This is a genomic window from Streptomyces ortus, from assembly GCF_026341275.1.
Taxonomy (GTDB): Bacteria; Actinomycetota; Actinomycetes; order Streptomycetales; family Streptomycetaceae; genus Streptomyces; species Streptomyces ortus.
The window spans coordinates 4372344-4397900 of sequence record NZ_JAIFZO010000002.1 but is presented as its reverse complement, the minus strand read 5'-3'; the positions used below and the strand labels follow the sequence as shown (position 1 = coordinate 4397900).

At 68.1% G+C, this 25557-nt stretch carries 24 protein-coding genes and 1 tRNA gene; 10 read left to right on the top strand and 15 right to left on the bottom strand.

The features are described 5' to 3' along the window. Positions 1-21: 21 nt before the first annotated feature. From K3769_RS22770 to pknB, 4 genes are all read left to right on the top strand, one after another. Positions 22-1593 carry a Stp1/IreP family PP2C-type Ser/Thr phosphatase gene (locus K3769_RS22770; RefSeq protein WP_267031498.1) on the top strand — a complete coding sequence of 524 codons (1572 nt, stop codon included), beginning with the start codon at positions 22-24 and terminating at the stop codon, positions 1591-1593. 26 nt (positions 1594-1619) lie between these two features. Then, positions 1620-3056 (top strand): FtsW/RodA/SpoVE family cell cycle protein, encoded by a 1437-nt coding sequence (locus K3769_RS22765; protein ID WP_267028209.1) that lies wholly within the window; start codon positions 1620-1622, stop codon positions 3054-3056. Then, positions 3053-4543, top strand: a complete 1491-nt coding sequence (locus K3769_RS22760; RefSeq protein WP_267028208.1) for a peptidoglycan D,D-transpeptidase FtsI family protein — start codon at positions 3053-3055, stop codon at positions 4541-4543. Before K3769_RS22765 ends, K3769_RS22760 begins: the two co-directional genes overlap by 4 nt. Before the next feature lie 169 nt (positions 4544-4712). Continuing rightward, positions 4713-6707, top strand: coding sequence for a Stk1 family PASTA domain-containing Ser/Thr kinase (gene pknB / locus K3769_RS22755; RefSeq protein ID WP_267028207.1), 1995 nt, complete (start codon positions 4713-4715; stop codon positions 6705-6707). Positions 6708-6802: 95 nt separating this feature from the next. Here pknB and K3769_RS22750 read toward each other — a convergent pair whose 3' ends face one another. The 6 genes from K3769_RS22750 to K3769_RS22725 form a co-directional block, all read right to left on the bottom strand. Next, entirely contained in the window at positions 6803-7543 is a 741-nt protein-coding gene (locus tag K3769_RS22750) for a class E sortase (RefSeq protein ID WP_267028206.1), read from the bottom strand. A 125-nt stretch (positions 7544-7668) separates the two neighbouring features. Further along, positions 7669-9045 carry a class E sortase gene (locus tag K3769_RS22745; protein WP_267028205.1) on the bottom strand — a complete coding sequence of 459 codons (1377 nt, stop codon included), beginning with the start codon at positions 9043-9045 and terminating at the stop codon, positions 7669-7671. Further along, complete coding sequence (locus K3769_RS22740; protein WP_267028204.1) at positions 9042-9680, bottom strand: aminodeoxychorismate/anthranilate synthase component II; 639 nt, start codon at positions 9678-9680, stop codon at positions 9042-9044. The genes K3769_RS22745 and K3769_RS22740 overlap by 4 nt, the downstream gene beginning before the upstream one ends. Continuing rightward, positions 9677-9838 carry a hypothetical protein gene (locus tag K3769_RS22735; protein WP_210881475.1) on the bottom strand — a complete coding sequence of 54 codons (162 nt, stop codon included), beginning with the start codon at positions 9836-9838 and terminating at the stop codon, positions 9677-9679. The genes K3769_RS22740 and K3769_RS22735 overlap by 4 nt, the downstream gene beginning before the upstream one ends. Positions 9839-9890: 52 nt before the next feature. Then, positions 9891-10601: a class E sortase gene (locus K3769_RS22730; protein ID WP_267028203.1), complete on the bottom strand. Its 711-nt coding sequence runs from the start codon at positions 10599-10601 to the stop codon at positions 9891-9893. 122 nt (positions 10602-10723) lie between these two features. Then, positions 10724-11503, bottom strand: coding sequence for a DUF881 domain-containing protein (locus K3769_RS22725; protein ID WP_267028202.1), 780 nt, complete (start codon positions 11501-11503; stop codon positions 10724-10726). A 138-nt stretch (positions 11504-11641) separates the two neighbouring features. Here K3769_RS22725 and crgA point away from each other — a divergent pair, with 138 nt between their 5' ends. Continuing rightward, positions 11642-11896 (top strand): cell division protein CrgA, encoded by a 255-nt coding sequence (gene crgA, locus K3769_RS22720; RefSeq protein WP_055517312.1) that lies wholly within the window; start codon positions 11642-11644, stop codon positions 11894-11896. A gap of 246 nt (positions 11897-12142) precedes the next feature. On the opposite strand, the gene K3769_RS22715 is transcribed toward crgA, so the two are convergent. Continuing rightward, positions 12143-13039, bottom strand: coding sequence for a rhomboid family intramembrane serine protease (locus K3769_RS22715; protein WP_267028201.1), 897 nt, complete (start codon positions 13037-13039; stop codon positions 12143-12145). Positions 13040-13230: 191 nt separating this feature from the next. Beyond that, the gene (locus tag K3769_RS22710; RefSeq protein WP_267028200.1) at positions 13231-13758 is read right to left on the bottom strand and encodes a peptidylprolyl isomerase; all 528 of its coding nucleotides are present in this window, start codon (positions 13756-13758) and stop codon (positions 13231-13233) included. A gap of 337 nt (positions 13759-14095) precedes the next feature. Between K3769_RS22710 and K3769_RS22705 the strand changes: the two genes are divergently transcribed. Further along, positions 14096-14815: a DUF5324 family protein gene (locus K3769_RS22705; protein ID WP_267028199.1), complete on the top strand. Its 720-nt coding sequence runs from the start codon at positions 14096-14098 to the stop codon at positions 14813-14815. 703 nt (positions 14816-15518) lie between these two features. On the opposite strand, the gene K3769_RS22700 is transcribed toward K3769_RS22705, so the two are convergent. Then, positions 15519-15591, bottom strand: a tRNA-Ala gene (locus K3769_RS22700). Between the two features lie 184 nt (positions 15592-15775). Here K3769_RS22700 and K3769_RS22695 point away from each other — a divergent pair. After that, entirely contained in the window at positions 15776-16327 is a 552-nt protein-coding gene (locus tag K3769_RS22695; protein ID WP_107017870.1) for a helix-turn-helix domain-containing protein, read from the top strand. 135 nt (positions 16328-16462) lie between these two features. Next, a complete protein-coding gene (locus K3769_RS22690; RefSeq protein WP_267028198.1) occupies positions 16463-18001 on the top strand; it encodes a serine/threonine-protein kinase in 1539 nt (512 codons plus the stop codon). 87 nt (positions 18002-18088) lie between these two features. Here K3769_RS22690 and K3769_RS22685 read toward each other — a convergent pair whose 3' ends face one another. Together K3769_RS22685 and K3769_RS22680 are read right to left on the bottom strand one after the other, a co-directional pair. Continuing rightward, entirely contained in the window at positions 18089-19513 is a 1425-nt protein-coding gene (locus K3769_RS22685) for a hypothetical protein (protein ID WP_267028197.1), read from the bottom strand. 232 nt (positions 19514-19745) lie between these two features. Further along, positions 19746-19874 carry a DLW-39 family protein gene (locus tag K3769_RS22680; RefSeq protein WP_003999697.1) on the bottom strand — a complete coding sequence of 43 codons (129 nt, stop codon included), beginning with the start codon at positions 19872-19874 and terminating at the stop codon, positions 19746-19748. A 339-nt stretch (positions 19875-20213) separates the two neighbouring features. Between K3769_RS22680 and K3769_RS40950 the strand changes: the two genes are divergently transcribed. After that, the gene (locus tag K3769_RS40950; protein WP_308216384.1) at positions 20214-20879 is read left to right on the top strand and encodes a DUF6344 domain-containing protein; all 666 of its coding nucleotides are present in this window, start codon (positions 20214-20216) and stop codon (positions 20877-20879) included. 295 nt (positions 20880-21174) lie between these two features. Here the strand turns inward: K3769_RS40950 and K3769_RS22670 are convergent, their stop codons facing one another. Next, on the bottom strand, positions 21175-21528 hold the full coding sequence (locus K3769_RS22670; RefSeq protein WP_267028196.1) for a VOC family protein: 354 nt from the start codon (positions 21526-21528) through the stop codon (positions 21175-21177). Between the two features lie 283 nt (positions 21529-21811). Then, entirely contained in the window at positions 21812-22048 is a 237-nt protein-coding gene (locus tag K3769_RS22665; RefSeq protein ID WP_267028195.1) for a GntR family transcriptional regulator, read from the bottom strand. Positions 22049-22203: 155 nt separating this feature from the next. On the opposite strand from K3769_RS22665, the gene K3769_RS22660 reads away from it, so the two are divergent. Next, on the top strand, positions 22204-22422 hold the full coding sequence (locus K3769_RS22660; protein ID WP_267028194.1) for a hypothetical protein: 219 nt from the start codon (positions 22204-22206) through the stop codon (positions 22420-22422). A gap of 1531 nt (positions 22423-23953) precedes the next feature. On the opposite strand, the gene K3769_RS22655 is transcribed toward K3769_RS22660, so the two are convergent. Both K3769_RS22655 and K3769_RS22650 read right to left on the bottom strand, forming a co-directional pair. After that, positions 23954-24619, bottom strand: a complete 666-nt coding sequence (locus K3769_RS22655) for a YdcF family protein (RefSeq protein WP_267028193.1) — start codon at positions 24617-24619, stop codon at positions 23954-23956. Further along, positions 24616-25410, bottom strand: a complete 795-nt coding sequence (locus K3769_RS22650) for a GntR family transcriptional regulator (RefSeq protein WP_267028192.1) — start codon at positions 25408-25410, stop codon at positions 24616-24618. Before K3769_RS22650 ends, K3769_RS22655 begins: the two co-directional genes overlap by 4 nt. Positions 25411-25557 lie beyond the last annotated feature (147 nt).

Here is a 25557-nt window from a genome sequence, read left to right as displayed (position 1 = left end):
CGGAGGGTGGCCACCGTGCGGATGTACCCGGAGCCGACGGGCGAGGTGCGCATGAGTCTGTCACTGCGCTTCGCCGCCGGATCGCACAAAGGCATGATCCGAGAGGGCAACGAGGACTCCGGTTACGCCGGACCGCGGCTGCTCGCGATCGCGGACGGGATGGGCGGCCAGGCCGCCGGTGAGGTCGCCTCGTCCGAGGTGATCTCCACGATCGTCGCGCTCGACGACGACGTGCCCGGCTCCGACATCCTCACCTCGCTCGGCACGGCCGTGCAGCGCGCCAACGACCAGCTCAGGATGATGGTCGAGGAGGACCCCCAGCTCGAAGGCATGGGGACGACCCTCACCGCCCTCCTGTGGACCGGTCAGCGCCTCGGCCTCGTGCACGTCGGCGACTCCCGCGCGTACCTGCTGCGGGACGGCGTGCTGACGCAGATCACGCAAGACCACACGTGGGTGCAGCGCCTCGTCGACGAGGGACGCATCACGGAGGAAGAGGCGACCACCCACCCGCAGAGGTCGCTCCTCATGCGGGCACTGGGCAGCGGCGACCACGTCGAGCCCGACCTCTCCATCCGTGAGGTCCGCGCCGGCGACCGCTACCTGATCTGCTCCGACGGGCTCTCGGGCGTCGTCTCCCATCAGACGATGGAGGACACCCTCGCCAGCTACCAGGGCCCCCAGGAGACCGTTCAGCAGCTGATCGAGCTCGCGCTGCGCGGCGGCGGCCCCGACAACATCACCGTCATCGTGGCCGACGTCCTCGACATCGACGGCGGGGACACCCTCGCCGGGCAGCTCTCCGACACCCCGGTCGTCGTGGGCGCGGTCGCCGAGAACCAGAACCAGCTGCACGACAACGGCGCCATGCAGACGCCCGCCGGCCGCGCCTCCGGCCTCGGCCGCCAGGTCCCCGGGCAGGGTGGCGGCGGTGAGTTCGGCCCGCCCGGCAGCGGCGACACCACCGGGTACGTACCCACCGGCGGGTTCGGCGACTACACCGACGAGGACTTCGTCAAGCCGCGCTCCGGCCGCAAGTGGCTGAAGAGATCCTTCTACATCGTGCTCGCGCTCGGCGTCATCGGCGGCGGGCTGTACGGCGGCTACCGCTGGACGCAGACGCAGTACTACGTGGGCGCCAACGACGAACACGTCGCGCTGTACCGCGGCATCAGCCAGGACCTCGCCTGGGTCTCGCTCTCGAAGGTCGAACAGGACCACCCCGAGATCGAACTCAAGTACCTGCCGCCGTACCAGCAGAAGCAGGTCAAGGCGACGATCACCGAGGGCGGTCTGAACGACGCCCGGTCGAAGATCGACGAACTCCAGACCCAGGCGTCCGCGTGCAAGAAGGACGCCGACCGCCGCAAGGCGGAGAGCGAGGAGAAAGCGAAGAACGGCGAGGGCGAGGCCGGCGGGGTCACGGGAACCACGCGGACCTCCGCCGCGTCCAAGGCCACACCGACACCGACGGCGCCTCCGTCGGGCCCGTCGTCCGACCCGTCCAAGTCCACGACCGCACCCACTCCGACACCCGGCCCCAGCCTCTCCGACGAAGAGCAGAAGCTGGTCTCGCTGTGCGGTAAGCAGTAAGCAGCCGTGAGGGGCCCTGTCACACGATGAGCAGTACTTCCAACACGCCGACGCACCACACGTCCACGATCGGCTCGATCGGCACACCGAGCCGGCGCAACACCGAGCTCGCGCTGCTCGTGTTCGCCGTGGTCATCCCGGTGTTCGCCTACGCCAACGTCGGGCTGGCCATCAATGACTCGGTGCCGCCGGGCCTGCTGAGCTACGGGCTCGGTCTCGGCCTGCTCGCCGCCGTCGGCCATGTCGTCGTACGAAAGTTCGCGCCGTACGCGGACCCGCTGATGCTGCCGCTGGCGACGCTGCTGAACGGCATCGGTCTGGTCGTCATCTGGCGCCTGGACCAGTCCAAGCGGCTGCAGGCGAGCAGTACGTTCGTCGAGGCGGCCCCCCGCCAACTGCTGTACTCCGCGCTGGGCGTGGCCCTCTTCGTGGTCGTGCTGGTCTTCCTCAAGGACCACCGCGTCCTGCAGCGCTACACGTACATCTCCATGGTCGGCGCGCTGATCCTGCTGCTCCTGCCGCTGGTCCCGGGCCTCGGCCTGAACGTCTTCGGCGCCAGGATCTGGATCTCGATCGCCGGATTCACCATCCAGCCCGGTGAGTTCGCGAAGATCGTCCTGGCGATCTTCTTCGCCGGCTACCTCATGGTGAAGCGCGACGCGCTCGCCCTGGCCAGCCGCCGCTTCATGGGCATCTACCTGCCGCGCGGACGCGACCTGGGCCCGATCATCGTCGTCTGGATCATCTCCATCCTGATCCTGGTCTTCGAGACCGACCTCGGTACCTCCCTGCTCTTCTTCGGCATGTTCGTGATCATGCTGTACGTCGCCACCGAGCGGACCAGCTGGATCGTCTTCGGCATGCTGATGTCGGCGGCCGGTGCCGTCGGCGTGGCCTCCTTCGAGTCGCACGTCCAGCAGCGCGTCCAGGCGTGGCTCGACCCGATGCACGAGTACGAGCTCAGCCAGCAGGGCGTCATCGGCCACACCGAGCAGTCCATGCAGGCCCTGTGGGCCTTCGGCTCCGGTGGCACCCTCGGCACCGGACTCGGCCAGGGCAACTCCGACCTCATCGGCTTCGCCGCCAACTCCGACTTCATCCTCGCCACCTTCGGCGAGGAACTGGGCCTGGCCGGCGTGATGGCGATCCTGCTGATGTACGGCCTGATCGTGGAGCGCGGCGTACGCACCGCCCTCGCCGCCCGCGACCCCTTCGGCAAGCTGCTCGCCATCGGTCTCTCGGGCGCCTTCGCCCTCCAGGTCTTCGTGGTCGCCGGCGGCGTCATGGGCCTGATCCCGCTGACCGGTATGACGATGCCGTTCCTGGCGTACGGAGGTTCGTCCGTCATCGCCAACTGGGCGCTCATCGGCATCCTGATCCGCATCAGCGACACCGCCCGCCGGCCCGCGCCGGCCCCCGCACCCAACCCCGACGCCGAGATGACCCAGGTGGTCCGACCGTGAACAAGCCCCTGCGCCGGATCGCGATCTTCTGCGGGCTCCTCGTCCTCGCCCTGCTCATCCGCGACAACTGGATCCAGTACGTCCAGGCGGACTCCCTGAAGGACGACACGAAGAACCGCCGTGTCGCCATCGCGCGGTACGCCACACCGCGCGGCGACATCATCGTCGACGGCCGTCCGATCACCGGCTCCACCAAGACGAACGGCGACGACTTCAACGACTTCGAGTACAAGCGCACCTACAAGGACGGCGCGATGTGGGCCCCCGTCACGGGCTACGCCTCGCAGGCCTTCGGTGCCACGCAGCTGGAGAGCATCGAGGACGGCATCCTCACCGGCAACGACGACCGGCTCTTCTTCCGCCGTACGCTCGACATGATCACCGGCAAGAAGCAGGAGGGCGGCAATGTCGTCACCACGCTGAACGCCGCCGCGCAGAAGGCCGCGTACCAGGGGCTGCTGAAGCAGGGCAAGGGCGCGGTCGCCGCGATCGACCCGGAGACCGGCGCGATCCTGGCGCTGGCCTCCACCCCCTCGTACGACCCCTCGACGTTCGCCGGCAACTCCAACAAGGTCGACGGCAAGGCATGGAACAAGCTCCAGAAGAAGAACAACAAGGACGACCCGATGCAGAACCGGGCGCTGCGCGAGATCTACCCGCCCGGGTCGACCTTCAAGGTGGTCACGGCCGCGGCGGCGCTGGAGCATGGAATCGTCGACAGCGCCGATGAGAAAACCGACTCCCCTCTTCCGTACACCCTGCCGGACACCACCACCGAGCTGAAGAACGAGGGGAACATCCCCTGCAAGAACGCGACGCTGCGCGAGGCGCTGCGCGTGTCCTGCAACACCGTCTTCGGCAAGCTCGGCGTCGACGTCGGCAAGGAGGACATGCTGGAGACGGCCAAGAAGTTCGGATTCAACGAGGAGCAGTTCGTTCCGATCCGCTCCAGTGCCTCCAACTTCCCCGAGAAGATGGACCGGCCGCAGACGGCGCTCAGCTCGATCGGCCAGTTCGAGACCGCCACGACTCCGCTGCAGATGGCGATGGTCGCCTCGGCCGTCGCCAACGACGGCACGCTCATGAAGCCCTACATGGTCGACAAGCTCCAGGCGCCGAGCCTCGACGTCATCGAGCAGACCGACCCGGAGAAGATGAGCGAGCCGCTCTCCGAGAAGAACGCCCAGATCCTTCAGTCGATCATGGAGACGGTCGTCGAGAAGGGCACCGGCACCAACGCCCAGATCAACGAGAGCGGCGTCACGGTCGGCGGCAAGACCGGTACCGCCCAGCGCGGTGTCGACAACAGCGAGAACCCGTACGCCTGGTTCATCTCGTACGCGAAACTCGACGACGGCAGCTCTCCGGTCGCCGTCGCCGTGGTGGTCGAGGACGAGAGCGCCAACCGTGACGACATCTCCGGCGGTGGTCTCGCCGCTCCGATCGCGAGGGACGTGATGAAGGCAGTCATCGACAGCAAGAAGTGACCCCGCTCACGTCCCCTTCACATCGGTGCACGATGCGATACCGGTCCTGTATCGGGTGACGGTTGTGGCCAGGTCAGTCAAGGCGGTCCGGGTACGGTATGCCCGGACAGCACACCGCCGGACCACACGTGGTGTGGTCGGGACCGTCGGAAAAGGCTGGTAGGTAGCTATGGAAGAGCCGCGTCGCCTCGGCGGCCGGTACGAGCTGGGCCACGTGCTCGGCCGTGGTGGCATGGCGGAGGTACACCTCGCCCATGACACCCGGCTCGGCCGCACGGTGGCGGTGAAGACGCTGCGGGCGGACCTCGCGCGCGACCCGTCGTTCCAGGCCCGGTTCCGCCGGGAGGCCCAGTCGGCCGCCTCGCTCAACCATCCCGCGATCGTCGCCGTGTACGACACGGGTGAGGACTACATCGAGGGCATCTCCATCCCGTACATCGTGATGGAGTACGTCGACGGGTCCACGCTGCGCGAACTGCTGCACTCCGGGCGCAAGCTGCTGCCCGAGCGCACCCTGGAGATGACCATCGGCATCCTCCAGGCCCTCGAGTACTCGCACCGCGCCGGCATCGTCCACCGCGACATCAAGCCGGCGAACGTCATGCTGACGCGCAACGGCCAGGTCAAGGTCATGGACTTCGGCATCGCCCGCGCGATGGGCGACTCCGGCATGACGATGACGCAGACCGCGGCGGTCATAGGGACCGCGCAGTACCTCTCGCCCGAGCAGGCGAAGGGCGAGCCGGTCGACGCCCGCTCCGACCTGTACTCGGCGGGCTGTCTGCTGTACGAGCTCCTGACGGTGCGCCCGCCGTTCATCGGGGACTCCCCGGTGGCGGTCGCGTACCAGCACGTGCGCGAGGAGCCGCAGCCGCCGAGCGTCTTCGACCCCGAGATCACGCCCGAGATGGACGCCATCGTCCTGAAGGCGCTGACCAAGGACCCGGACTACCGCTACCAGTCAGCCGACGAGATGCGCCTCGACATCGAGGCCTGTCTCGACGGCCAGCCGGTCGCGGCCACCGCCGCCATGGGCTCGGTCGGCTACGGCGGCTACCCGGACGACCAGCCGACCACCGCCATGCGCTCCTCGGACGGCCAGCACACCACGATGCTGCCTCCGCAGAACCCGGACGACGGGGCCTTCGGCTACGACGACCGGGCCGGCCGGCGCCGCCAGCAGAAGAAGAACAACACCTCCACGATCCTTCTGGTCGTCGCCGGTGTGCTCGTGCTGGTCGGCGCGATCCTCATCGGCAAGTGGGTGTTCAGCGGGAACGACGCGGACAACTCGGTGGACACGCCCAACTTCGTGAACCGGACCGTGGCCGACGCCAAACAGACGGCGAGAAACGTCGACCTCGAACTCACGATCAACGAGAAGCCGTGTGAGAACACGCCCAAGAACAGCGTCTGCGACCAGTCCCCGGCTGCGAAGACCCAGGTCGAAAAGGGCGACACCATCACGTTGACGGTGTCGACGGGGGCGCCGAAGGTGGCGGTTCCCAACGTCATCGACGACTCCGTGGACGCCGCGACCAAGAAGCTTGCGGGCGACAAGTACGAGTTCGAGGTCAAGACGAAGAGCAAGGAGTCCAGCGAGGACCCGGGCACCGTCCTCGACCAGGACCCGTCCTCGGGCGAAGAGGTCGAGAAGGGCTCCACGATCACGCTCACCGTCGCCAAGGAGAAGGAACAGTCCACCGTTCCCGACGTCGGCGGTCAGAGCTGTGACCAGGCCAAGGCCCAGATGGAGCAGAACGACCTGACGGGTACCTGCACCGAGGTGGAGACCGACGACGACAACCTGGTCGGCAAGGTCATCACGACCTCGCCGCAGGCGGGCTCGCCGGCCGACCCCGGATCCACGGTCACCATCCAGATCGGCAAGAAGAAGAAGGAAGAAGAGCCGCAGAAGTTCGCCATGCCGAAGGTGACCCAGATGACCCTCGCGCAGGCCAAGCAGGTGCTCGCGGGGAGCCAGCTCCAGGTCGGCAACATCAACGGGTCGCAGGACGACAACGCCATCGTCCTCGCCAGCGACCCGGGCCAGGGCAACGAGGTGAAGCCCGGCGACAAGGTCAACCTCGTCACGGTCGACACCGGCGGCGGCGGGAACAACGGCGGCAACGGAGGCGGCTTCCTGGGAGGCGGCTCGGGCTGACGCCCCCTCCGTCGCACCGGCTGCCGCACGGCACTACGAAGAGGCCCCGGCCCCCCATCTCAGGGGGCCGGGGCCTCTTCGTCGTACGCGGGCTGTCAGCGCAGCTCCGCCGGAGGCGTCCGTTCGTCGTCCGCCTTCTCCACGCGGTCCAGCTCGCCCCACACCACGTACCGGTAGCGGGACGTGTAGACCGGCGTGCAGGTCGTCAGCGTGATGTAGCGGCCCGCCTTCGTCCTGCCCGACTCCTTGGGGACGGGCCCGAGAACGTTGACGTTGTACTTCGACGTCTCCGGAAGGGTCGCGTAGACCTTGTAGACGTACCAGTCGTCCTTGGTCTCGAAGACGATCGCGTCGCCCTTCTTGAGCTTGTCGATGTTGTGGAACTTCGCGCCGTGGCCGTCGCGGTGGGCGGCCAGCGAGAAGTTGCCCTTCTTGTCCTGCGGGAGCGCGGACTTGACGGGGTCCGTGTAGTAGCCGGCGATGCCGTTGTTGAGCAGCTTCGTGGAGGTGCCCTTCTTGACCAGCACCTCGCCGTTCCTCATCGCCGGGACGTGCAGGAAGCCGATGCCGTCCTTGGTGTCCAGGCCGACCGGGCCGCGGTCCTCGGCCCAGTGGTCGCGCACCTTGTCGCCCTGCTTGTCGGCCTCGCGGTCCGCGATCACGTTCGTCCACCACAGCGAGTAGACGACGAACAGGCCGAGGACCAGGCCCGCCGTGATGAGGAGTTCGCCCAGGACGCTGACGGCCGTCGCGATCGGGCCGCCGCCACGCCGCCGCGGCGGGGGCGGGGACGCCGGCGCGTCCGTGTGCTCTTCGTGGTCGGTCGTCGCTGCCACTGCGTTTTCCCCGTCTGGTGTCTCAGAAAGCTGTTCAGAAAGGTGTTCAGGAAGGTGTTCAGGAAGCTGTGAAAAAGGCGTTCGGGAAGCTGTGCGGGAAGCCGGCTGAGGCCCCGCCCGTGCAGTCAGCCGACGAGTTCGTCCGGTTTGCCCTTGTCGCGGGCTCGCTCCTCGACCATCGTGCCCCAGACGATCATCCGGTACTTACTGGTGAATTCCGGCGTGCAGGTGGTGAGAGTGATGTAGCGGCCCGCCGTCTTGAAGGTCGACCCCTTGGGGATCGCGTCCAGGACGGACGTGTTGCTCGGTGACGTCACCGGCAGGATCGAGGCCATCTTGTAGACGAAGTACTTGTTCTGCGTCTCCACGATGATCGCGTCGCCGGGCTTGAGACGGTTGATGTAACGGAACGGTTCACCGTGGGTGTTGCGATGCCCCGCGAGCCCGAAGTTGCCCTTCTTGGCGTCCGGCATCGCGGTCTTCACGCCCTCTTCGGCGTAGTGGCCCACCATGCCGCGGTCCAGGACCCGCTTCTTGTCGATGCCCTCGGCGATCGGTACGACGACGTCGAGCTTCGGGATGTGCAGCAGGGCGAACCCCTGCCCCGGCTCGAACGTGCCCGGAGCGCCCTTGCCGCTCGCCCAGTCGTCCTGGAGGCTGCTCGCCTCGCTGTTCGCCTGCGCGTGGGCCCGTATGTTCGTCCAGTACAGCTGGTAGGTCACGAACAGCAGCATCAGCACACCGGTGGTGATGAACACCTCGCCGATCGCGCGGCTCGCCATCACGGCCGCGCCGGGCTTGCGCGCCTTCGCCGCGCGCCTGGCCGCCGCGCGCGAGAGGGGCACGTCGACCCCGTCGGCCCCCGGCTGCTCCTCGTGCACCCCTGCGGCGTCGGTCCCGCCGCGCCGTCCATGGCGCTTGGAGGCCTTCCGCCGGGCCGCGCGGCCCCCCGGGGTACCTGCGGGCCCCGGAGCCGTCCCTGGGCCCGCAGAGGGCGTTGAGGGCGCACGGCGGCTCGCCGCGGACGCGATGTCGGCGACGCGCAACGCGACCGTCTCTTCGGCGGACGGAGAGACCTCGTACGACGGCGTGTACGGCTGGGCCTCCGGGAGCGGTTGCGCGACGGGCGCGGCAGCGGCGGGGGCGGCCGGGGCGGGGGCAGCCGGGGCGGCAGGCGCGTACGCCTCGCCGTAGGGCGGTCGCACCTCCTGGTACCCGGGATACGCGGTCTGCGCGTGCCCGTACGACTGCGCCGCCCCGGGACGGGGCTGCTGCGGTTGGGGCTGCGGCTGCGCGTACGTCTGCTGGTCGTACCACCCCTGCTCCGGCGCCGCGGGCTGCCGCCGTCCCGGCAGGGGATCGCTGAGCGGGTCCGCCAGCCCGTCCACGGCGGCCCGCATCGCACCGCCGGCGCCCGGCGCCTCGAACGCCGCAGCGCCCCCGTACCCGGCGTCCTCGCCGTACGGGGCGGCACTGTCGCGCTCGGGGCGCAGCGCGGTCACGCCGTGACCCTGCCCACCACCGGGGCGAGCCCCGCCGACCTGGCCACGGCTCCCCGGTCGCCGCACTCGGCCAGCCAGTTGGCCAGCATGCGGTGACCGTGTTCGGTCAGCACGGACTCGGGGTGGAACTGGACTCCCTCGACCGGGAGTTCGCGGTGTCTGAGACCCATGATGATCCCGTCGTGGGTACGGGCCGTGACCTCGAGGTCGGCCGGCACGGTCCCGGGCTCGGCGGCCAGCGAGTGGTAGCGCGTGGCGGTGAAGGGCGACGGCAGTCCGGCGAACACGCCCCGGCCCTCGTGCTCGACGAGCGAGGTCTTGCCGTGCAGCAGCTCGGGCGCGCGGTCCACCACCCCGCCGTAGGCCACCTGCATCGACTGCATCCCGAGGCAGACCCCGAAGACGGGGACCCCGGTCGCGGCGCAGTGCCGCACCATGTCGACGCAGACCCCGGCCTCCTCGGGAGTGCCCGGCCCGGGCGACAGCAGCACGCCGTCGAACCCGTCCTGTGCGTGCGCCATCGCCACCTCGTCGTTGCGCAGCACCTCGCACTCGGCGCCGAGCTGGTAGAGGTACTGGACCAGGTTGTAGACGAAGCTGTCGTAGTTGTCGACGACGAGGATCCGCGCGGTCACTGGTTGTCCACCGTCACATCGTTGAAGGGGAGCAGCGGTTCGGCCCACGGGAAGACGTACTGGAAGAGCACGTAGACCACCGCGAGGACCAGCACGATCGAAAGCAGTGCCTTGATCCACGTGTTCCCCGGCAGAAGCCGCCAGATAAAGCCGTACATGCCGTCCCTTCCTTCGCACCACGGCACCGGACTCACGCCGTACCCACTCAGACTAACGGCGTAGAGCCTCCGGTTTCCCAGCCTCCACGGGCTGGGTTTCGTCAAGGTGTGCCCAGACGATCAACCGGTGGCTGTGGCCCCATTCGGGGTCGCACGTGGTCAGCGTCAGATAACGGCCCTCCCGCGTGTACCCGGACTTCCTCGGGACGGGGTCGATGACTGCTGTGTCACTCGGCAGCGTCCGGTAGGGCTTGGTGTCGATGCGGTACGTGAACCAGGACGTGCCGTCGGTCAGCACCACCGGGTCCCCGGGGCGCAGCCGGGGGAAGTCCTTGAACGGGTCCCCGTACGTCCGGCGGTGGCCGGCCACGGCGAAATTGCCCCGCTGACCGAGCTGCGCGGTGCTCGCGTAGTGGCCCAGGCCCTTCTTGAGGGTCTTCGTCCTCGTGCCTTCGAGCACGGGCTTGTTCCACGTGAAACCAAGCCTCGGGATGTACATGACGGCGAACGGCCGCCCGTCCTTGTACGCGGCGGGCTTCTCCGGAGCCGTGCCCGGGCTCCTGGTGGTGGACGAGGAGGCGCGGGGTTCGGCCGTCGCGGGGTCCGCGGCCCACTGTTCGTGCAGCTGCTCGATCTGGTCGTCCATCGCGGTGTCGGCCTTCACGCCCGTCCAGAACAACACGTAGACCACGAAGAGCACGATCACGGTGCCGACCGTGATGCACAGTTCGCTGAACGTCCTGACGACCACTCGTACCGACACAAGGTCCCCCAGCGGCAGCTGTTCCCGTACTCCACAGCCTGCTACCCCGACGGCCGCCGCCGCACGGGACCTTGAGAACTCTTGGGAATTCGGTCCGGCTCTTCCGGTGCTCCGCCGCCCGGCTACTCCACGGGCTTCGCGTAGTGGAGATCCACCGTGCCCGAGTAGCCCGGCATGGTGCGCGTGCCGTCCTCCTCGACCTTCCAGCCGAGTCCGTAGACATTCACGTACACCATGTAGTTCTGGATCGACGGGGACGCGGAGAGGGCCTTCTGCAGCTTCTCGGGGTCACCGACCGCCTGGATCTTGTACGGGGGCGAGTAGACGCGGCCCTGGAGGATCAGGGTGTTGCCGACGCAGCGGACGGCGCTGGTGGAGATCAGCCGCTGGTCCATGACCTTGATGCCCTTGGCCCCGCCCTGCCACAGCGCGTTGACCACGGCCTGCAGGTCCTGCTGGTGGATGACCAGGTAGTCGGGCTGCGGCTCGGGGTAGCCGGGGAGTTTGGCCGTCGCGTTCGGGGGCGCGTCGTCGAGCGTGACGGTGAGGGCCTGGCCCTTGAGGCTCTGGGTTCCCGCGTGCTTCTCCAGGGCGGCCAGTTTGGCCGCCTCGGCCGCGGTACTGCCGTTGTCCCGCTCGGCGAGGGTCTCGACGTCGTCGCGCAGCGATCCGTTGCTCTCGTCGAGCCGGCCGTTCTTGTGGCTGCGCTCCTGGATGAGGTCGGAGAGCTTCAGCAGCGAGGCGTCCGTACGGATGTCGGTGCCGTTGGCGGTGTCGAAGCTGGTGAAGAAGATCAGTCCGGCCAGCGCGAAGACAGCCATGGTCAGCAACCGCACCGGCCGAAATCGCCGGATACGGTCAGGGCTGGAACCCGACTGGGGGGAGTCGGCAGAATTGCTCAACGTACCCTTATCTCCTTCGGCGCCGCGGAAGCACTACGCTAACGGACGCCCGGGACACCGTAAGAGTCCCCTTGTACGCTGCCTCAGCAGCCCACGTTCCCTGCGCGGCCACGCAGCGCATCGACAGGAGAGACCCTCGTGCCGAAGTCACGTATCCGCAAGAAGGCCGACTACACGCCGCCCCCGGCGAAGCAGGCGACCAACATCAAGTTGAACAGCCGCGCCTGGGTCGCCCCGGTCATGCTGGCCATGTTCCTCATCGGTCTCGCCTGGATCGTCGTGTTCTACGTGACGGACGGCTCGCTGCCGATCGACTCTCTGGGCAACTGGAACATCGTGGTCGGCTTCGGCTTCATCGCGGCGGGATTCGGTGTCTCCACGCAGTGGAAGTAAAGCCCTGGCCCTAGGTGTCCACTGAGTTATCCACAGAGATTTCCACAGTGGGGAAAAGGTCAGAAGATCTGTGGATAACCCCTCGGGACTGGCGTCGTGTTGACGCCGGTGTGACTGACCTACCGGGATCCGCAAACATGTTCGCCCCCTGTCCTGCCTGGGGAAACCCAGGTCAGAGACAGGGGGCACACTTGTTCCCGCACAGCATGCACAAGATCCGCCACGGTCTGTGGACAACGTGCGCGCTCAGGTGAGCTGACCAGTCCTGATGAGTGTCATGACCACAACCGCGAGCAGCACCAGCGCGCACGCGCCGTACTGGATGAGCGCACGCCGCTCCCGGGGCGCGTGCACCATCGCGTAACCGATGAGGACACCACCGACGAGGCCGCCGATGTGCGCCTCCCAGGCGATGTTGCTCCACCCGAAGGTGAAGATCAGGTTGATCACCAGCAGGGCGATGACCGGGCGCATGTCGTAGTTGAGCCGCCGCATCAGGACGGCGGTCGCGCCGAAGAGACCGAAGATCGCCCCGGAGGCACCGAGCGAGGGCTGGTTCGGCTCGGCGATCAGATACGTGAGCGCGCTGCCCGCGAGGCCGGAGGTCACGTACAGGGCGAGGTAGCGGAAGCGGCCCAGGGCCGCTTCCAGGGGACCGCCGATCCACCACAGGCTCAGCATGTTGAAGGCGATGTGGATATAGCTCCCGTGCAGGAACATCGCCGTGACCATCCGGTACCACTGGCCCTCGGCGACACCCTGGACATCTCCGAGGATCGGTACGAACGCCCGGCCGATCAGGTCGAAGCTGTCGGTGAAGCGGTCCCCCACGGAGAGCTGGACCAGGTAGACGGCGAGATTGAGTCCGACGAGGATCTTGGTGACGAGCCGGGGATCCGAGGTGACCGTGCCGCCCGCGAGGGTGCGGGGCTGCGAGGCCCCTGGCGCGTGCCCGGTACCGGAGCCCTCCCGGACGCACTCGGGGCACTGGAAGCCGACCGAGGCGTTGACCATGCACTCGGGACAGATCGGGCGCTCGCACCGGGTGCAGCGGATGCCGGTCTCCCGGTCCGGATGCCGGTAGCAGGTGGGCAGGCTCGGGGCACCCTGCGGTTCCTGCGGGCTGCCTGGTGCCTGATCCATCGGGTTCCCCTCATCCTTCTGTACACAGGTGCGCAGGTACGCAAGCTCGCGAGCACGCGGGTACGCACCGGGTGCGCAACGCACCGCCCCGCTCATCCTTACGGACGGGCGGGGCGTTTGGTTCCCTGCGGGAGCCCTCCGGCACCGGGCCGGACGAGGGCTCACCCGCAGGGGAGACCGCGGCTGTCGGATCAGCGGGTCTCGACGACGACCGACTCGATGACGACGTCCTTGAGGGGCCGGTCGGTGCGCGGGTTGGTCGGCAGCGCGACGATGGCGTCCACGATCTTCTGGCTGGCTCCCTCGGTGACCTCGCCGAAGATGGTGTGCTTGCGGGTCAGCCAGGCCGTCGGGGAGACGGTGATGAAGAACTGCGAGCCGTTGGTGCCCGGGCCGGCATTCGCCATGGCCAGCAGGTACGGCTTGTCGAAGGCCAGGTCCGGGTGGAACTCGTCCTCGAACTCGTAGCCGGGACCGCCGGTGCCGTTGCCCAGCGGGTCGCCGCCCTGGATCATGAAACCGCTGATCACGCGGTGGAAGACCGTGCCGTCGTAGAGCTTGTCCGTCGACTTCGCACCCGTGGCCGGGTTGGTCCACTCACGCTCGCCCTGGGCGAGTTCCACGAAGTTCCGGACCGTCTTGGGCGCGTGGTTCGGCAGGAGCCGCACTTCGATGTCGCCGTGATTGGTCTTCAGGGTGGCGTAAAGCTGCTCGGCCACGATCTGCCTTCCGTTGTCCTTTGTGACGTCCGATCCTCGCACGGACCGCGCCGCCAGTCTTCCGTCACCGCCGTACACACGGGTTCAGCCGCTTCGCGCCAAACAGGCGCGCGGACCTGGGATCCGTGGCATTGTCGTCGCAGACTCCTGTTGCACCATATTGATCGGTTATTGCACCAAGTACACCCGGAGTCACCATTCATGACCCGGATGCCTGTCCTCACATGCCCCGGAGCGCTCCTGCAGGCATGATCCGGATAAGGGTGGAAAGGCGAACTGTGACTTTCCGGGGGACGGCCCCCGAGCCCCCATGTACGCCACCGAGGAGGAGGATCCCGTGACCCGCAAGGACAGCGTGCGCGCGGCGGCCGAGTCGGCGAAGGACAGCGTGCGGCACGCCGCGGAAGTGGTGGCGCCCTACGCCGACACGACAAAGGACCGAGCCACCCACTACGCGCATGAAGCCCGCGTGAAGCTCGCGCCCAAGGTGTCGTCCACCGCCGTCACAGCCGCCGAACAGGCACGCACTCAGTACGCCGCCCATCTCGCACCGCGTATCGAGCAGGCGCGCACCCACGTGCCGCCGAAGGTCGATCACGCGGCGCACGAGGCCGCCGTCCGTACGCGCAAGGCGGCTCGCCAGGCGGCGGACTACTCCCGCCCGCGGATCGAGCAGGCCAGGGCCGCGGCCGGACCCGTACGCGAGGAGGCCGCGTCCCGTAGCGCGGCGGCGCTCGCGGCGCTGCGCGGCCAGGTCTCGGCCAAGGAGGTCGAGAAGCTGGTCCGCAAGCACGAGCGGCGGGCCAGGAACGGCCGCCTCGCCAAGAGGCTGGCCGTGCTGGGCCTCCTGGCCGGTGGCGCCTTCGCCGCCTGGAAGTGGTGGGACAAGCAGGCCAACCCGGACTGGCTGGTCGAACCGCCGGCCGCCACCGAGGTCCCGGAGACCGGCCGTCTGACCTCGGTCGACGGCAGCGGCCAGGAAGACCTCGACCCGGAGGTCCAGGCCAAGCAGGCCGAAGCCGAGGCTAAGGCAGCGGACCGCACCGAACGCGGCTGACGCGACCGGATCGTTCGGCACGTGCAGGGCAGTAGGGCTGTAGGCAGGAAGGCTTCAAGTCTCCTGCCTACAGCCATGTTTCACGTGAAACAGGCCTCGCCCCGCGAGCCGCGTCACGCCCTTGTTCACGCCCTCGACCCGCGATGACGTTTGCAACCGACCGACTGTGCAACGTTCGCGCGGACCCGATTAACGGAGCGCAGCGTTCTGATTACGCAGTTTCGTTCACGGCAGCTCACGCATGCCTTCACGACTCCTGCATGCCGCCCTCACGTCACCCGAATTCCCTCAAGGGCGAACACCCACCCCCACTCCCGGGCACTTCTTTGCGCAAACAATTGCAAAGATCGCAACGAAATCCTGTGACGCACATCACCGCCCATGACCCACTGGAGTCTCGGCACCCCTGGAAAGGTGCATCCTGAAGGTTGATGAGGCCACGTCACGTCACGACGAAACACCAATTGCCTTCCGCCCCGGACGCGTTGAGGAGGGCGACGCCGAGCGGGATCACCGCGGATCCGAGCGGGGGCCAGATTTTTCACAGCCGTCGCGCCCAGCACCACGAGCAGCGGCACGGAGCGAGGGATCACCACTTCCCCACGACCTCCGGGAGCGCCGGCACTCGACCGCGCCTCCCGCCCCACCTCATGAGAAAACCCCCTCTGACCTGCGTAAAGCCGGTCCGAGGGGGTTTTTCTCGTGGAGCCTAGGGGAGTCGAACCCCTGACATCTGCCATGCAAAGACAGCGCTCTACCAACTGAGCTAAGGCCCCGAAAGGGAGGCACGTACCGGAAAGATCTCCCTCCGGACAGCCGCCGCAGACCAGAGTACCGGGTCACCCCGGGTATCCCGCAAAAAAGATGGGGGGTCCCCGTGCACGACCACTCTCCGTAAGATGCTCGACGTGGTTCGCTACAGCGAACCGCGGTACTTGGGGAAGCGATGGGGAGACGCGCATGGACGCCGCACAGCAGGAAGCAACCGCGAGAGCCCGCGAGCTGCAGCGGAACTGGTACGGGGAGCCGCTGGGGGCGCTCTTCCGTAGGCTCATAGATGACCTGGGACTCAACCAGGCCCGTCTGGCGGGGGTGCTCGGTCTGTCCGCGCCCATGCTGTCTCAGTTGATGAGCGGTCAGCGCGCCAAGATCGGCAATCCCGCGGTGGTTCAGCGCGTACAGCTGCTGCAGGATCTCGCAGGTCAGGTCGCGGACGGCAGTGCCAGCGCCGCCGAGGCCACCGAACGGATGGACGAGATCAAGAAGTCCCAGGGGGGCTCGGTGCTCAGCAACACCACTCAGTCGACGACCACTTCGGGCGGTGCGCCCACGGTGAAGCGCGTGGTGCGCGAGATCCAGTCGCTGCTCCGCTCGGTCTCCGCTGCCGGGGACATCATCGACGCGGCGGACACCCTCGCCCCGACCCACCCGGAACTGGCAGAGTTCCTCCGGGTGTACGGCGCGGGCCGCACTTCCGACGCGGTCGCCCACTACCAGTCCCACCAGAACTGAGTACACCGCCCGGCAGCCGAACAGCCCGCCACCGGAGCCCTGTCGGGGTTCCCGGGAGCCGGAAGCCAGGCAGCCGGGCACCTCGGTAAGAGGACGCCGCAGTACCGACCGCCGAAGGGGGAGCGACGCACGACCATGGGTGAGGTCTTCGCCGGCCGGTACGAACTGGTCGACCCGATCGGACGCGGGGGAGTCGGTGCCGTCTGGCGCGCCTGGGACCACCGGCGGAGCCGTTATGTGGCCGCCAAGGTGCTCCAGCAGAGCGACGCGCACTCGCTGCTGCGGTTCGTGCGCGAGCAGGCGGTCCGGATCGACCACCCCCATGTGCTCGCGCCCGCCAGCTGGGCGGCCGACGACGACAAGGTCCTGTTCACCATGGACCTCGTCGGTGGCGGATCCCTGGTCCACCTGATCGGCGATTACGGCCCGCTGCCGCCGGTCTTCGTCTGCACCCTGCTCGACCAACTCCTCGCGGGACTCGCCGCGGTGCACGCCGAGGGGATCGTGCACCGTGACATCAAGCCCGCCAACATCCTGCTGGAGTCGACCGGAACGGCCCGCCCGCGGCTGCGGCTGTCCGACTTCGGCATCTCGATGCGCCTGGGTGATCCGCGCCTCACCGAGACCAACTACGTGGTGGGAACACCTGGTTACTTCGCGCCCGAGCAGTTGCAGGGCGCCGATCCGGATTTCCCCGCCGACCTCTTCGCCGTGGGCCTGGTCGCGCTCTTCCTCCTGGAGGGTGCCAAACCCGACGCCAAGGCGCTGGTCGAGCATTTCGAGGCGCACGGCACGCCGAGCGCCCCCAAGGGGATTCCCGAGCCCCTGTGGCAGGTCGTGGCGTCCCTGCTCGAACCGGATCCGGCCGCCAGGTTCCGCACCGCCAACGGAGCGCGCAAGGCGCTCGTCTCGGCCAGGGAGCTCCTCGCGGAGCCCGGCCCCGACGACGAGCTGATCGAGATATTCGACCAACTCGGTCCGCTTCCCGAGGGGTTCGGCCCCGAGGGCCCCCTCACGCGCACGACCACCACAGCCACCAGGCCCACCACGACGCCCCGGACGACCGCTTCCGCACCCTCTCCGGAGGCCGATACGGGAACCGCCTCCCCAGCGGGCGGTCCCCCGGCGACCGGTCCCTCCCCGGGCCATTCCGCCGCCGGGCGGTGGGCCGGGGGCATACCGCCCCAGCCGACCAGCGATCCCACCCCCTCGCAGCCCCTCACCCCGTCGGACACCGGCAGCTTCCACCTGCCGCCGCCGCTGCGGGAGAAGCACTCCCTCGCTCCCCCTGCCCCGCCCGGGCTCCCGGCTTCCGCCTACTCCCCGTCGCCGTCGTACGAGCCCACCCACGTGCCCTCCCCCCAGGCCCCGTACCCGACGGCTCCCGCGCCCGCGCCACGACCACAGCCGCAATCACCCCCACCGGCCCTGCCGCTGCCGCAGTCCATGCCCCTGCCCCAGCCTCTGCCTCCGTCACAGCCGCGTGAGACGGCTTCCACCGCCTCGTACACCGCTCAGGGCGTTCAGGTTCCGCCGCAGCCGCAGCCGGTCGCGCGGCACCGCGCCAGGCGGGCACGGCGGCGGCCCGGCCCGCCCCTCGCGGTGGTGGTTCCGGTGCTCCTGCTCGCGCTGATCTGCTTCGCGGTCGGATTCTGGGCACTGGCGCGGATCTGAACCGGGCCCGGACCTCCTGAACCACCAGAACCAGAACCGGCACCAGAACCGGCACCGGCACCGGCACCGGCCGGCGGCAGCGTTGAACTACCTGGCCCGGGCCCGCCCGTACGTCCGTGCGGCTCCGGCGCCCGCGACCGGCACGGCGCCCTCGGGCGGCTCCGCCTTCACCCCCGCCCGCCGCCGGGCGACCACCGTCCACATCGCGAGCCCCAGCACCAGGACGCACCCCGTACCGATGCCGCTCACGGCCACCGCCTGCATCGCGGTGTTCCCGCCCGCCGAACCACCGTCACCGCCGTCCCCACCGGTCGCCGCGCTGCCGCTCGCCGCAGCGTGCCTGTCCCCCGCGGTGACCTCGAAGACGTCGCGCGGCACGGCGGCACCGCTGTAGGCCGGTGCCTCCCCGGCCGTACCCCTCACCCGCACGCGCAGCGTCAGCTCGACCGGCCCGTCGCCGAACTTGTCCGCCGTCTCCGCCGCGAGATGCACGACGAGGTAGTACCAGCCGGCGAACCGCATCCCGCCGACCTGGTCGTCGACGGCGAACCGGTTCTCGTACGCGACCGGAGGCAGCGGTTCCAGCGCGGTCTGCTTCTTCGAGCCGTCGTATCCGGTGGTGGCGTCGTCCACCAGGGCGCGCACGGGGTTGTGGAGGGACAGGACGAGCGCGTTCCCCAGATAACCGTCGCCGTTCGCCGGGCCCAGTTCGGCGGTGGCGTCCAGCTGCTGTCCCCAGTCGACGGGCACGCGGTAGAAGAGGGTCTGCCCGGCCCTGATCCCGTCCTTCCAGACGCCCTGCTCCAGCGAGCGCGCCCCACTGAAGCCCGTACCGCCCTGCCGGGTGCGGGCGAGGCCTTCGACGGCCTGGGGGGAGGCGGAGTCCCACACCTGCGGGGCGGCCGTCGAAGCGGTTTTCGCCACAGCGGGCTCCGAGACGTACTGAAGCTCCAGCTCCCAGTCGTCCAACGAGGAGCCGGGCCCGCTCGTCCGCTCGACGAGCACCGCGTACGTACCGGCCTCCTTGCAGGTGTACGCGCCGGGGCCGGCCTTGCGTGACGCCCAGGCCGTGAGCGGGCGCGGGCTCTTCGTCGGCCCGAAACGGGCGATGCCGGCATCCCCGGAGAAGCATCTGTGGCCGTCGGGATCCTGAAGCGACACCTTGATGCCGTCCGAGTACCCGACCTTCGTGCCCGGCTTCGGTACGGCGGTGGCCGACACGTACGCACCGGACGCGCCGGAAGCCTCGTCGAGCCGCAGCCCGTAGTAGAGCTTTCCGTTGTCGCGGATGGTGCTCCGGTAGTACGTGCCGGGTGTCAGGGGTTCGGTGTCGATGCTCTGGGTCGCGCCCTCGATCCGCTCGGCATCCGCGGCGAAGCGGTACGGAGGGGGAGCGTCGGCCGCCGTCGCCGTCGTCGCCCGGCCCACCGGTGCGGCGATCGCGAGCAGCGTCGCCGCCCCCGCCAGGACCGCACGGCTACGGCCGCGCCACCCTTCCCTGCGCCGCCTCATCACGCGCCCCCTCGCCGTCACCCGGACCCTCACCCGACGGCCTCCCACGGACCGGCGCCGTCGCTGTTCCGACACTGTCCCGAACGCCCGCGAAGCCTCGACCATCCTGCCCCGCAGGACCGCCACGCCGCTCCCTGTTCGGTGACACAAGCGCTTCCTGTGACGCCCGGGCAAGACAAAACCCCGGTCGCGGCAAGGCGGCCGGGGTCTGTACTGGGAATGTCGTCGACACTCACGAACCCGTGGGCACGGAGTCTGTCGCCTCCGTCCACAGGTCCTGCTCGGCGCGATCCGCCTGGATCTGGCGGTACACGAGGAGCCCGCCGATGGCGGCCAGTGCGACCAGGAGAAGCTTCTTCACCGCGAGACCTCGTCTTTCTTGGGCGTTGGGGACTTCTGGCGCCCGACTATACACACCGGCCGATACCGATCGGTGACCTGCGTCGGGGCCTCAACTGCCCGCTGGGGCAGCGCAATACGACCGGGGCCGTCCACTCGGATCGGAGGGTGATCACACTCTCACCGAGGGTGATTTCGCCCTGCTTTCCTCATGCTTCCGCTCATTTAATGAGCAATGGGCCCATCCGGGTGGTGTTCATCAGAAGATCGCCGCGCCACGGGCGTCGGTCCGTCACTTCGCAACCGACATACACATCATGAGGAAAGTATGCAAATCCACCCACCCCAAAGGAGAGGGACCATGACTCGCAACCAGGTCATGAACCTGTGGACCGCGGTCGTCACCGCCTTCCTCGCGCTGTGCACGTCACTCGGACTGATCACGACGACCGCCGTCGCCGCCGTACCCGCGACGGAGACGGCACGCAACACCAACGCCCCGCAGGAAGCGGCGGCGCAGGAGGAGCCCATCTGGGCCCGTCCGGGGGCGAGTTCCCTGCCACCCACGATGAAACAGCGCATCCACGCGGAGGCGCACGGCTCCTCGCCGTCCTGCCGACACCGCCCGTCGACGGAGGCCCTGGATGCCTTCGGTCCCGCGGATGCCACCGATGCCGCCGATGCGGCGGGCTCGAACGCCGGCGCCTCCGTCACACGGGACAGCGCCGCGGCCCCCGCCCACCCCTCAGGCGCCACACGCAGGACGACCGGCTCCATCGACGCCGGCTCCCCCGACACCGGTACCACCGCCGTCGGGCAGCCCGCGGGTCACGCCGCTGGCCTCGGCGCCGAACTCGCCGCTCGTTCTGCAGTCACGCCGACCACGCAGTGCACACGCCACGCCCTCGCAGCACCGGCCGCGTCTGCCGCACCCGTCGCCGCCGTCACTCTTCCCTCGCAGTCCTCGGCCCCGGTCCAGCCCCCGGCACCCGTCCTGGCCGCGGCCGGTACGGCGACCCGGGGATGACCGCGCTCCGGCAGCAGGACCTGTACGGGCTCACGGCCGGTCAGAGCGAGCCACTGAGCTGAAGCCGTCACGGCTCACGACTCACGGCTCACGGCTCACGGCTCACAGCTCACAGCTCACGGCTCACAGCCCACGGCCCACGGCCCACGGAGAAGACGCTTCACCCGACGGAAAACACGCCCCACCCCTTGACCTACATCAACGTCTACCGTCTACCTCTCCATCTCCATCTCCATCTACTTGCCTATTGAGTACCGCAGCCGGGAGGAACCCCGGGCTCCGAGGGAGCCGGGTCTCACTGCTGCCGTTGTCCAAGGACACAGAACTCGTTGCCTTCGGGGTCGGCCATGACCACCCACGACTGCTCGCCCTGGCCGATGTCGACGCGCTTCGCGCCATGCGCCTCAAGACGGGCCACCTCGGCGGCCTGGTCGTCGGGCCTGAAATCGAGATGCAGTCGGCTCTTCACCTTCTTGCTCTCGTCGATCCGGACGAAGTCCATCCCCGGCAGACGGTCGGGGGTCTGCCGGATCTCGAACTCGTCGTCGGAGGAGTGGACGACCACCCAGCCGAGAGCGTCGGCCCACCACTGCCCCAGGGCCGCCGGATCTTCGCAGTGAACAAGTACCTGTTCCCATTCCAAGGTCATCCATCGAGCCCAGGCCCACCGACGCCACGGGAACAGGCGCCGGGATACGCGCCGTGAATGCCAAAACCCCCAGGTGCGATGACCTGGGGGTTGTGAACTGGTGGGGCTAACAGCTTTTGAACCTGTGGCCTCATCCTTATCAGGTCGATCATGGCGTCCCATCGAGCCTGACTCTCGCCTGCCTGGTGGCCGGTCGCTGGTCGCCACGGTTCGCCTTGGTCCGACTCCGTACGCTGCTGTTGGTGTCAGCCATTGATGTCAGACACCAAGCCGGGGTTGACACCTACGGCTTTGGCAGCTCGGTGACGAACGTCCCGATGCCCGGTTGCATCTGCGCCAGTCCCGCATCCCGGAGTTCGGTGAGGACGCGGCGGGCCGTCATCTGCGCGATACCGAACTCACCTTGAATCGCGAGAACGCCCGGCAACTGGCTCCCCGGCGGGTAGTCGCCGTCTGCGATCCGCTGCTCGAAGATCGCGTACACCTGCTTCCAGCGCGGGATATCCGGCTTCCAGTCCATGATCCGAAGCTAGGCAGGATGAGCCTGATCGGCGAGTCGAGATTGCCTGTCTAACCTAGCTACCCTAGCTACCTAGTACTACGCTGCGTGCACGCACATCACCCCCGCGATCGCGCAACCGATCCGGGGGCATGGACGACTGAGATGGAGTCGACGTGAACGAGGGTAAGCAGAACCCAACCGCCCCGAACAGCCCGAACACGGCGAAGACGGAGCCCGTCGCCTATGGCTACTGCTCATGGCACCGCGGCTACAGCATCGACATCCGCATCATCAGTGTGGATGAGCAGGGTTCCGGGCCAGGGGGTGCTCAATCTGCCTGCGGCCCATGCCGCGATCAGCACGACCTGATCCCGTTCTCCGACCGGCCATGACTGGGACTTGGCGGCCGAAGCCGCCGCCCGCCGGGGAACTCAGCGGCTGGCAGTATCTCGGCTGGCGCTGCTGCTGGTGTGGCGGACTGCTCTGGGAGGGCGCCAGATCGGCCGGCCGCGCCGAAGGACACTGCGGTGCACACGATCTGTCTGTCGAGGTGTACGAGTGCGGCCCGCACTGCCCAAAGCGTCCGACAAGAACCGAACCAGCCACTAAGCCGGGCCTGACGAATAGAGCCTCTACCTGATTCAGCCGCCGGGCGGCACAGAGATGCACGATCAGTGGGGACGCTCTGAGGGGCATCGTGCAACCACCATGGCGCTAGCAATGCGCAATTGGAGAGAGATCCGTAGAGCTGTAGCTACACGATGGGGCTGCGTGTAGCTACAACCATGGACCGTCCTAGCTGGCCAGCGAGGTCAAAGCGGAGGTATTGTAGTAGACAGATTGTCTCGGACTAGGGCCCTGATCAGGGCTTTTCTAGTAACAACCGTAGACAGAGGGGGTTTGGCCCCGGCGCCAACCAGGACCAAACCCCCTGCCTTAGCGAGTCCGGTCGAGCTGATACCGACCGGACTCGCTGCATTCACAGCTCATCACGTGTCGCCTCCGACCGGCCTCCTGACGGGTCACCAAAACCAACCCGCTCGATCGATGATCGCGAACATCAGTGCCACAGCCGCCAAGCCAACCTGCCACTTTTCAGGGCCGGTCCATCGTCGGCGCGTCTTAACGATCTCGCTCATCTAGCCACCTCCTTCCGCTCTCCAGACCGACCCGCCATGGGCCGGAGACGGTGAACTCACCTTCCCCAAGGCGCAGTTCGTAGAGAGCTTTGCGAAGTAGCTGCGCTCATCTTACCGGTCACCTTTGACAACCCCGGAAATCAAGCCGTTTCCGCAGGTCAAATGGGTGCGGCCAGTGATTTCAGCCTCTTGGAGGCGTGCACCCAGCTCCACAAATGGACCTGTTCACCGTCGAGGACTGTTTCACGTGAAACATCGCAGCAGGCTCCGTCGATGCCGCAACCCACCACTTACCCAAGCTCCCATCCCGTCCGCCGTCGACCCACACACCGTGGAGCAGGCGTGGTTCAGGGGCGTCAAGGTGGAGCGCGCCACTGTACGAACGACCTTGACGCCCCTGGGCCGCGTCTGCTCGGCTCTGCCTGGGTCGGCGGTGGACGGGATGGGAGCTCCCCACGCACGCCCCACTCGGCCGGTACCCGCCAGCGGCGCCCCCTCCATCCCGGAGTCGGAGCGCCCCCGCCGGAGGCATGTCCTTGACCGTGGCCGCGTTCGTGCAGTGATCGCCCTCGTCAGACCGGCCTATCTACCCGTGGGCGTGCGTCGGCGCAGCGCCCGCAGCGCGGGCCGGAGGCAGGAGCGCGGAGGGCGGCGGAGCCGGAAAGCGCGCCCGGCGGAGCGGAGCGCAGCCGGACTTGATGAGGTAGAGAAACCTGTAACAACACGCTGCGGCCGGTCGGATGGGCGGATTCCTCGCAGCGTGGGCTGATCCGGGCTGAGTTGATCAGGTGGAAGCCGTGTCGGTGTGGAGGAGCCGACTGGTGAAGCCTTCGTGGCAGAGCCGCTCATACGCCCGAAGCACGTGATCCGGGACTTGCTGACTGATCATGAACCCCTGCTCCGGGTAGATCAGCAGACGCTGAAGCGCTCCCACAAGCATGTCGATGACCAGACGTACATCCCCGATGGAATCCACGTACTCGCTGAACGTCATCGGAGTTGAGGCGCTGACGATCTCTACCCCAGGCCACAGCTTGCGCGCCGTGGCGTACGCCCTCCGCTCCTCGTACGGCTTGCTGATCAGGAGAACGGAGGAGACGTCCACCCCCGCCTCCTCAAGCACGGCCTTGGAGAAGCGGATGTTCTCACCCGTGTTGCGGGCGCGCGGTTCCACGAGGACCGCTGAGGCGGGCACGCCGAGTTCGAGGGCCCGTTCGCGGTAGTGGACCGCCTCGCCTCGCGGCATACGGTCCCGCGTCGTCGGGCTGGTGGCGCCAGTGAACACAAGCAGGGGGGCCATGCCGCGCTCGTACAGGTCCACCGCCGTGTCGGCCACGCCCAGGTCGTGGCTGCCCAGGCCGACCGCGACCGAGCACGGCCGCAGGACGTGGCCCATCTGGTGGTAGTCCCACAGGCATCGCGCGTCGTCCCAGGCCTGCGTCGAGATCATTGCTGCCCCTTCTCGCCCTTCGCCGAGTCCGGGACCTTGAAGTCGTACTCCCAGGCGAAGCGCGAAGCTGCGTGCACACCGATGGCGAATTCGACCACTGTGCCAGAAGCCGTGTAGGTCGTCCGATGCAGCTCGACGACAGGTTCGCCCGCGGGGAGCTGCAACAGCTTCGTCTCGTCCGGCGTCGCGGCCCTGGCGAAGATGGCTTCCTTCATGTGGTCGATCTCGTAACCCGCGTCGTACAGGACCCGGAATCCGCCGCCGCGGCCGGCCGGTCCTGGAGTCGGATCCACGATCCGTGTGCCCTCGACGTGCTCGGGGCGGTAGTAGCTGGTCAGGGTATGAGTCGGCTGGTCGCCTTCCTTGACGAGACGCGCTCGGGCGTACACCGGCGCTCCTTCAGGGAGACCGTGTGCGGCTGCCACTGCGGGCGGCGCTTCAACGAGGCTGACCGTCTGTGTCTGCTCGTTCCGGCGGTAGCTGCGCCCGGAAGCCACGCGGTCCGCGATGAACGCGACCTCGTCGCCGTCCCGCCACTTGGCCTTGTCGTACCGGGCGATGCCGAGCCGCTTGAGCGGTACCTGCTGCCGTACGACGGTGCCGTGGCCTCGGGACGAGGTCACCAGCCCTTCGGCTTCCAGCGCCTTGTAGGCCGCGTGGACGGTGGACTTCGAGCCCTCGCCCTCCGCCACCAGCTCCCTGATCTGCGGAAGCTGCTGCCCCGGTGCGTACTCACCGCTCCTGATCTGCTCGGCCAGCTTGTCCGCCAGCTCTCGCCATTTGGGCGTCATCTGGTGGCTCCTCTCGACGGGACCAGTCAAACACAGTCCCAGGACTGTTGACAGTCCTGGGACTGCGTGCCACAGTCTCCCTAAGTCGCTCGCAGTCCTAGGACAGCGAGCAGGGTGGTTCCCGTTGGGCTGCCCTACGCACTGACT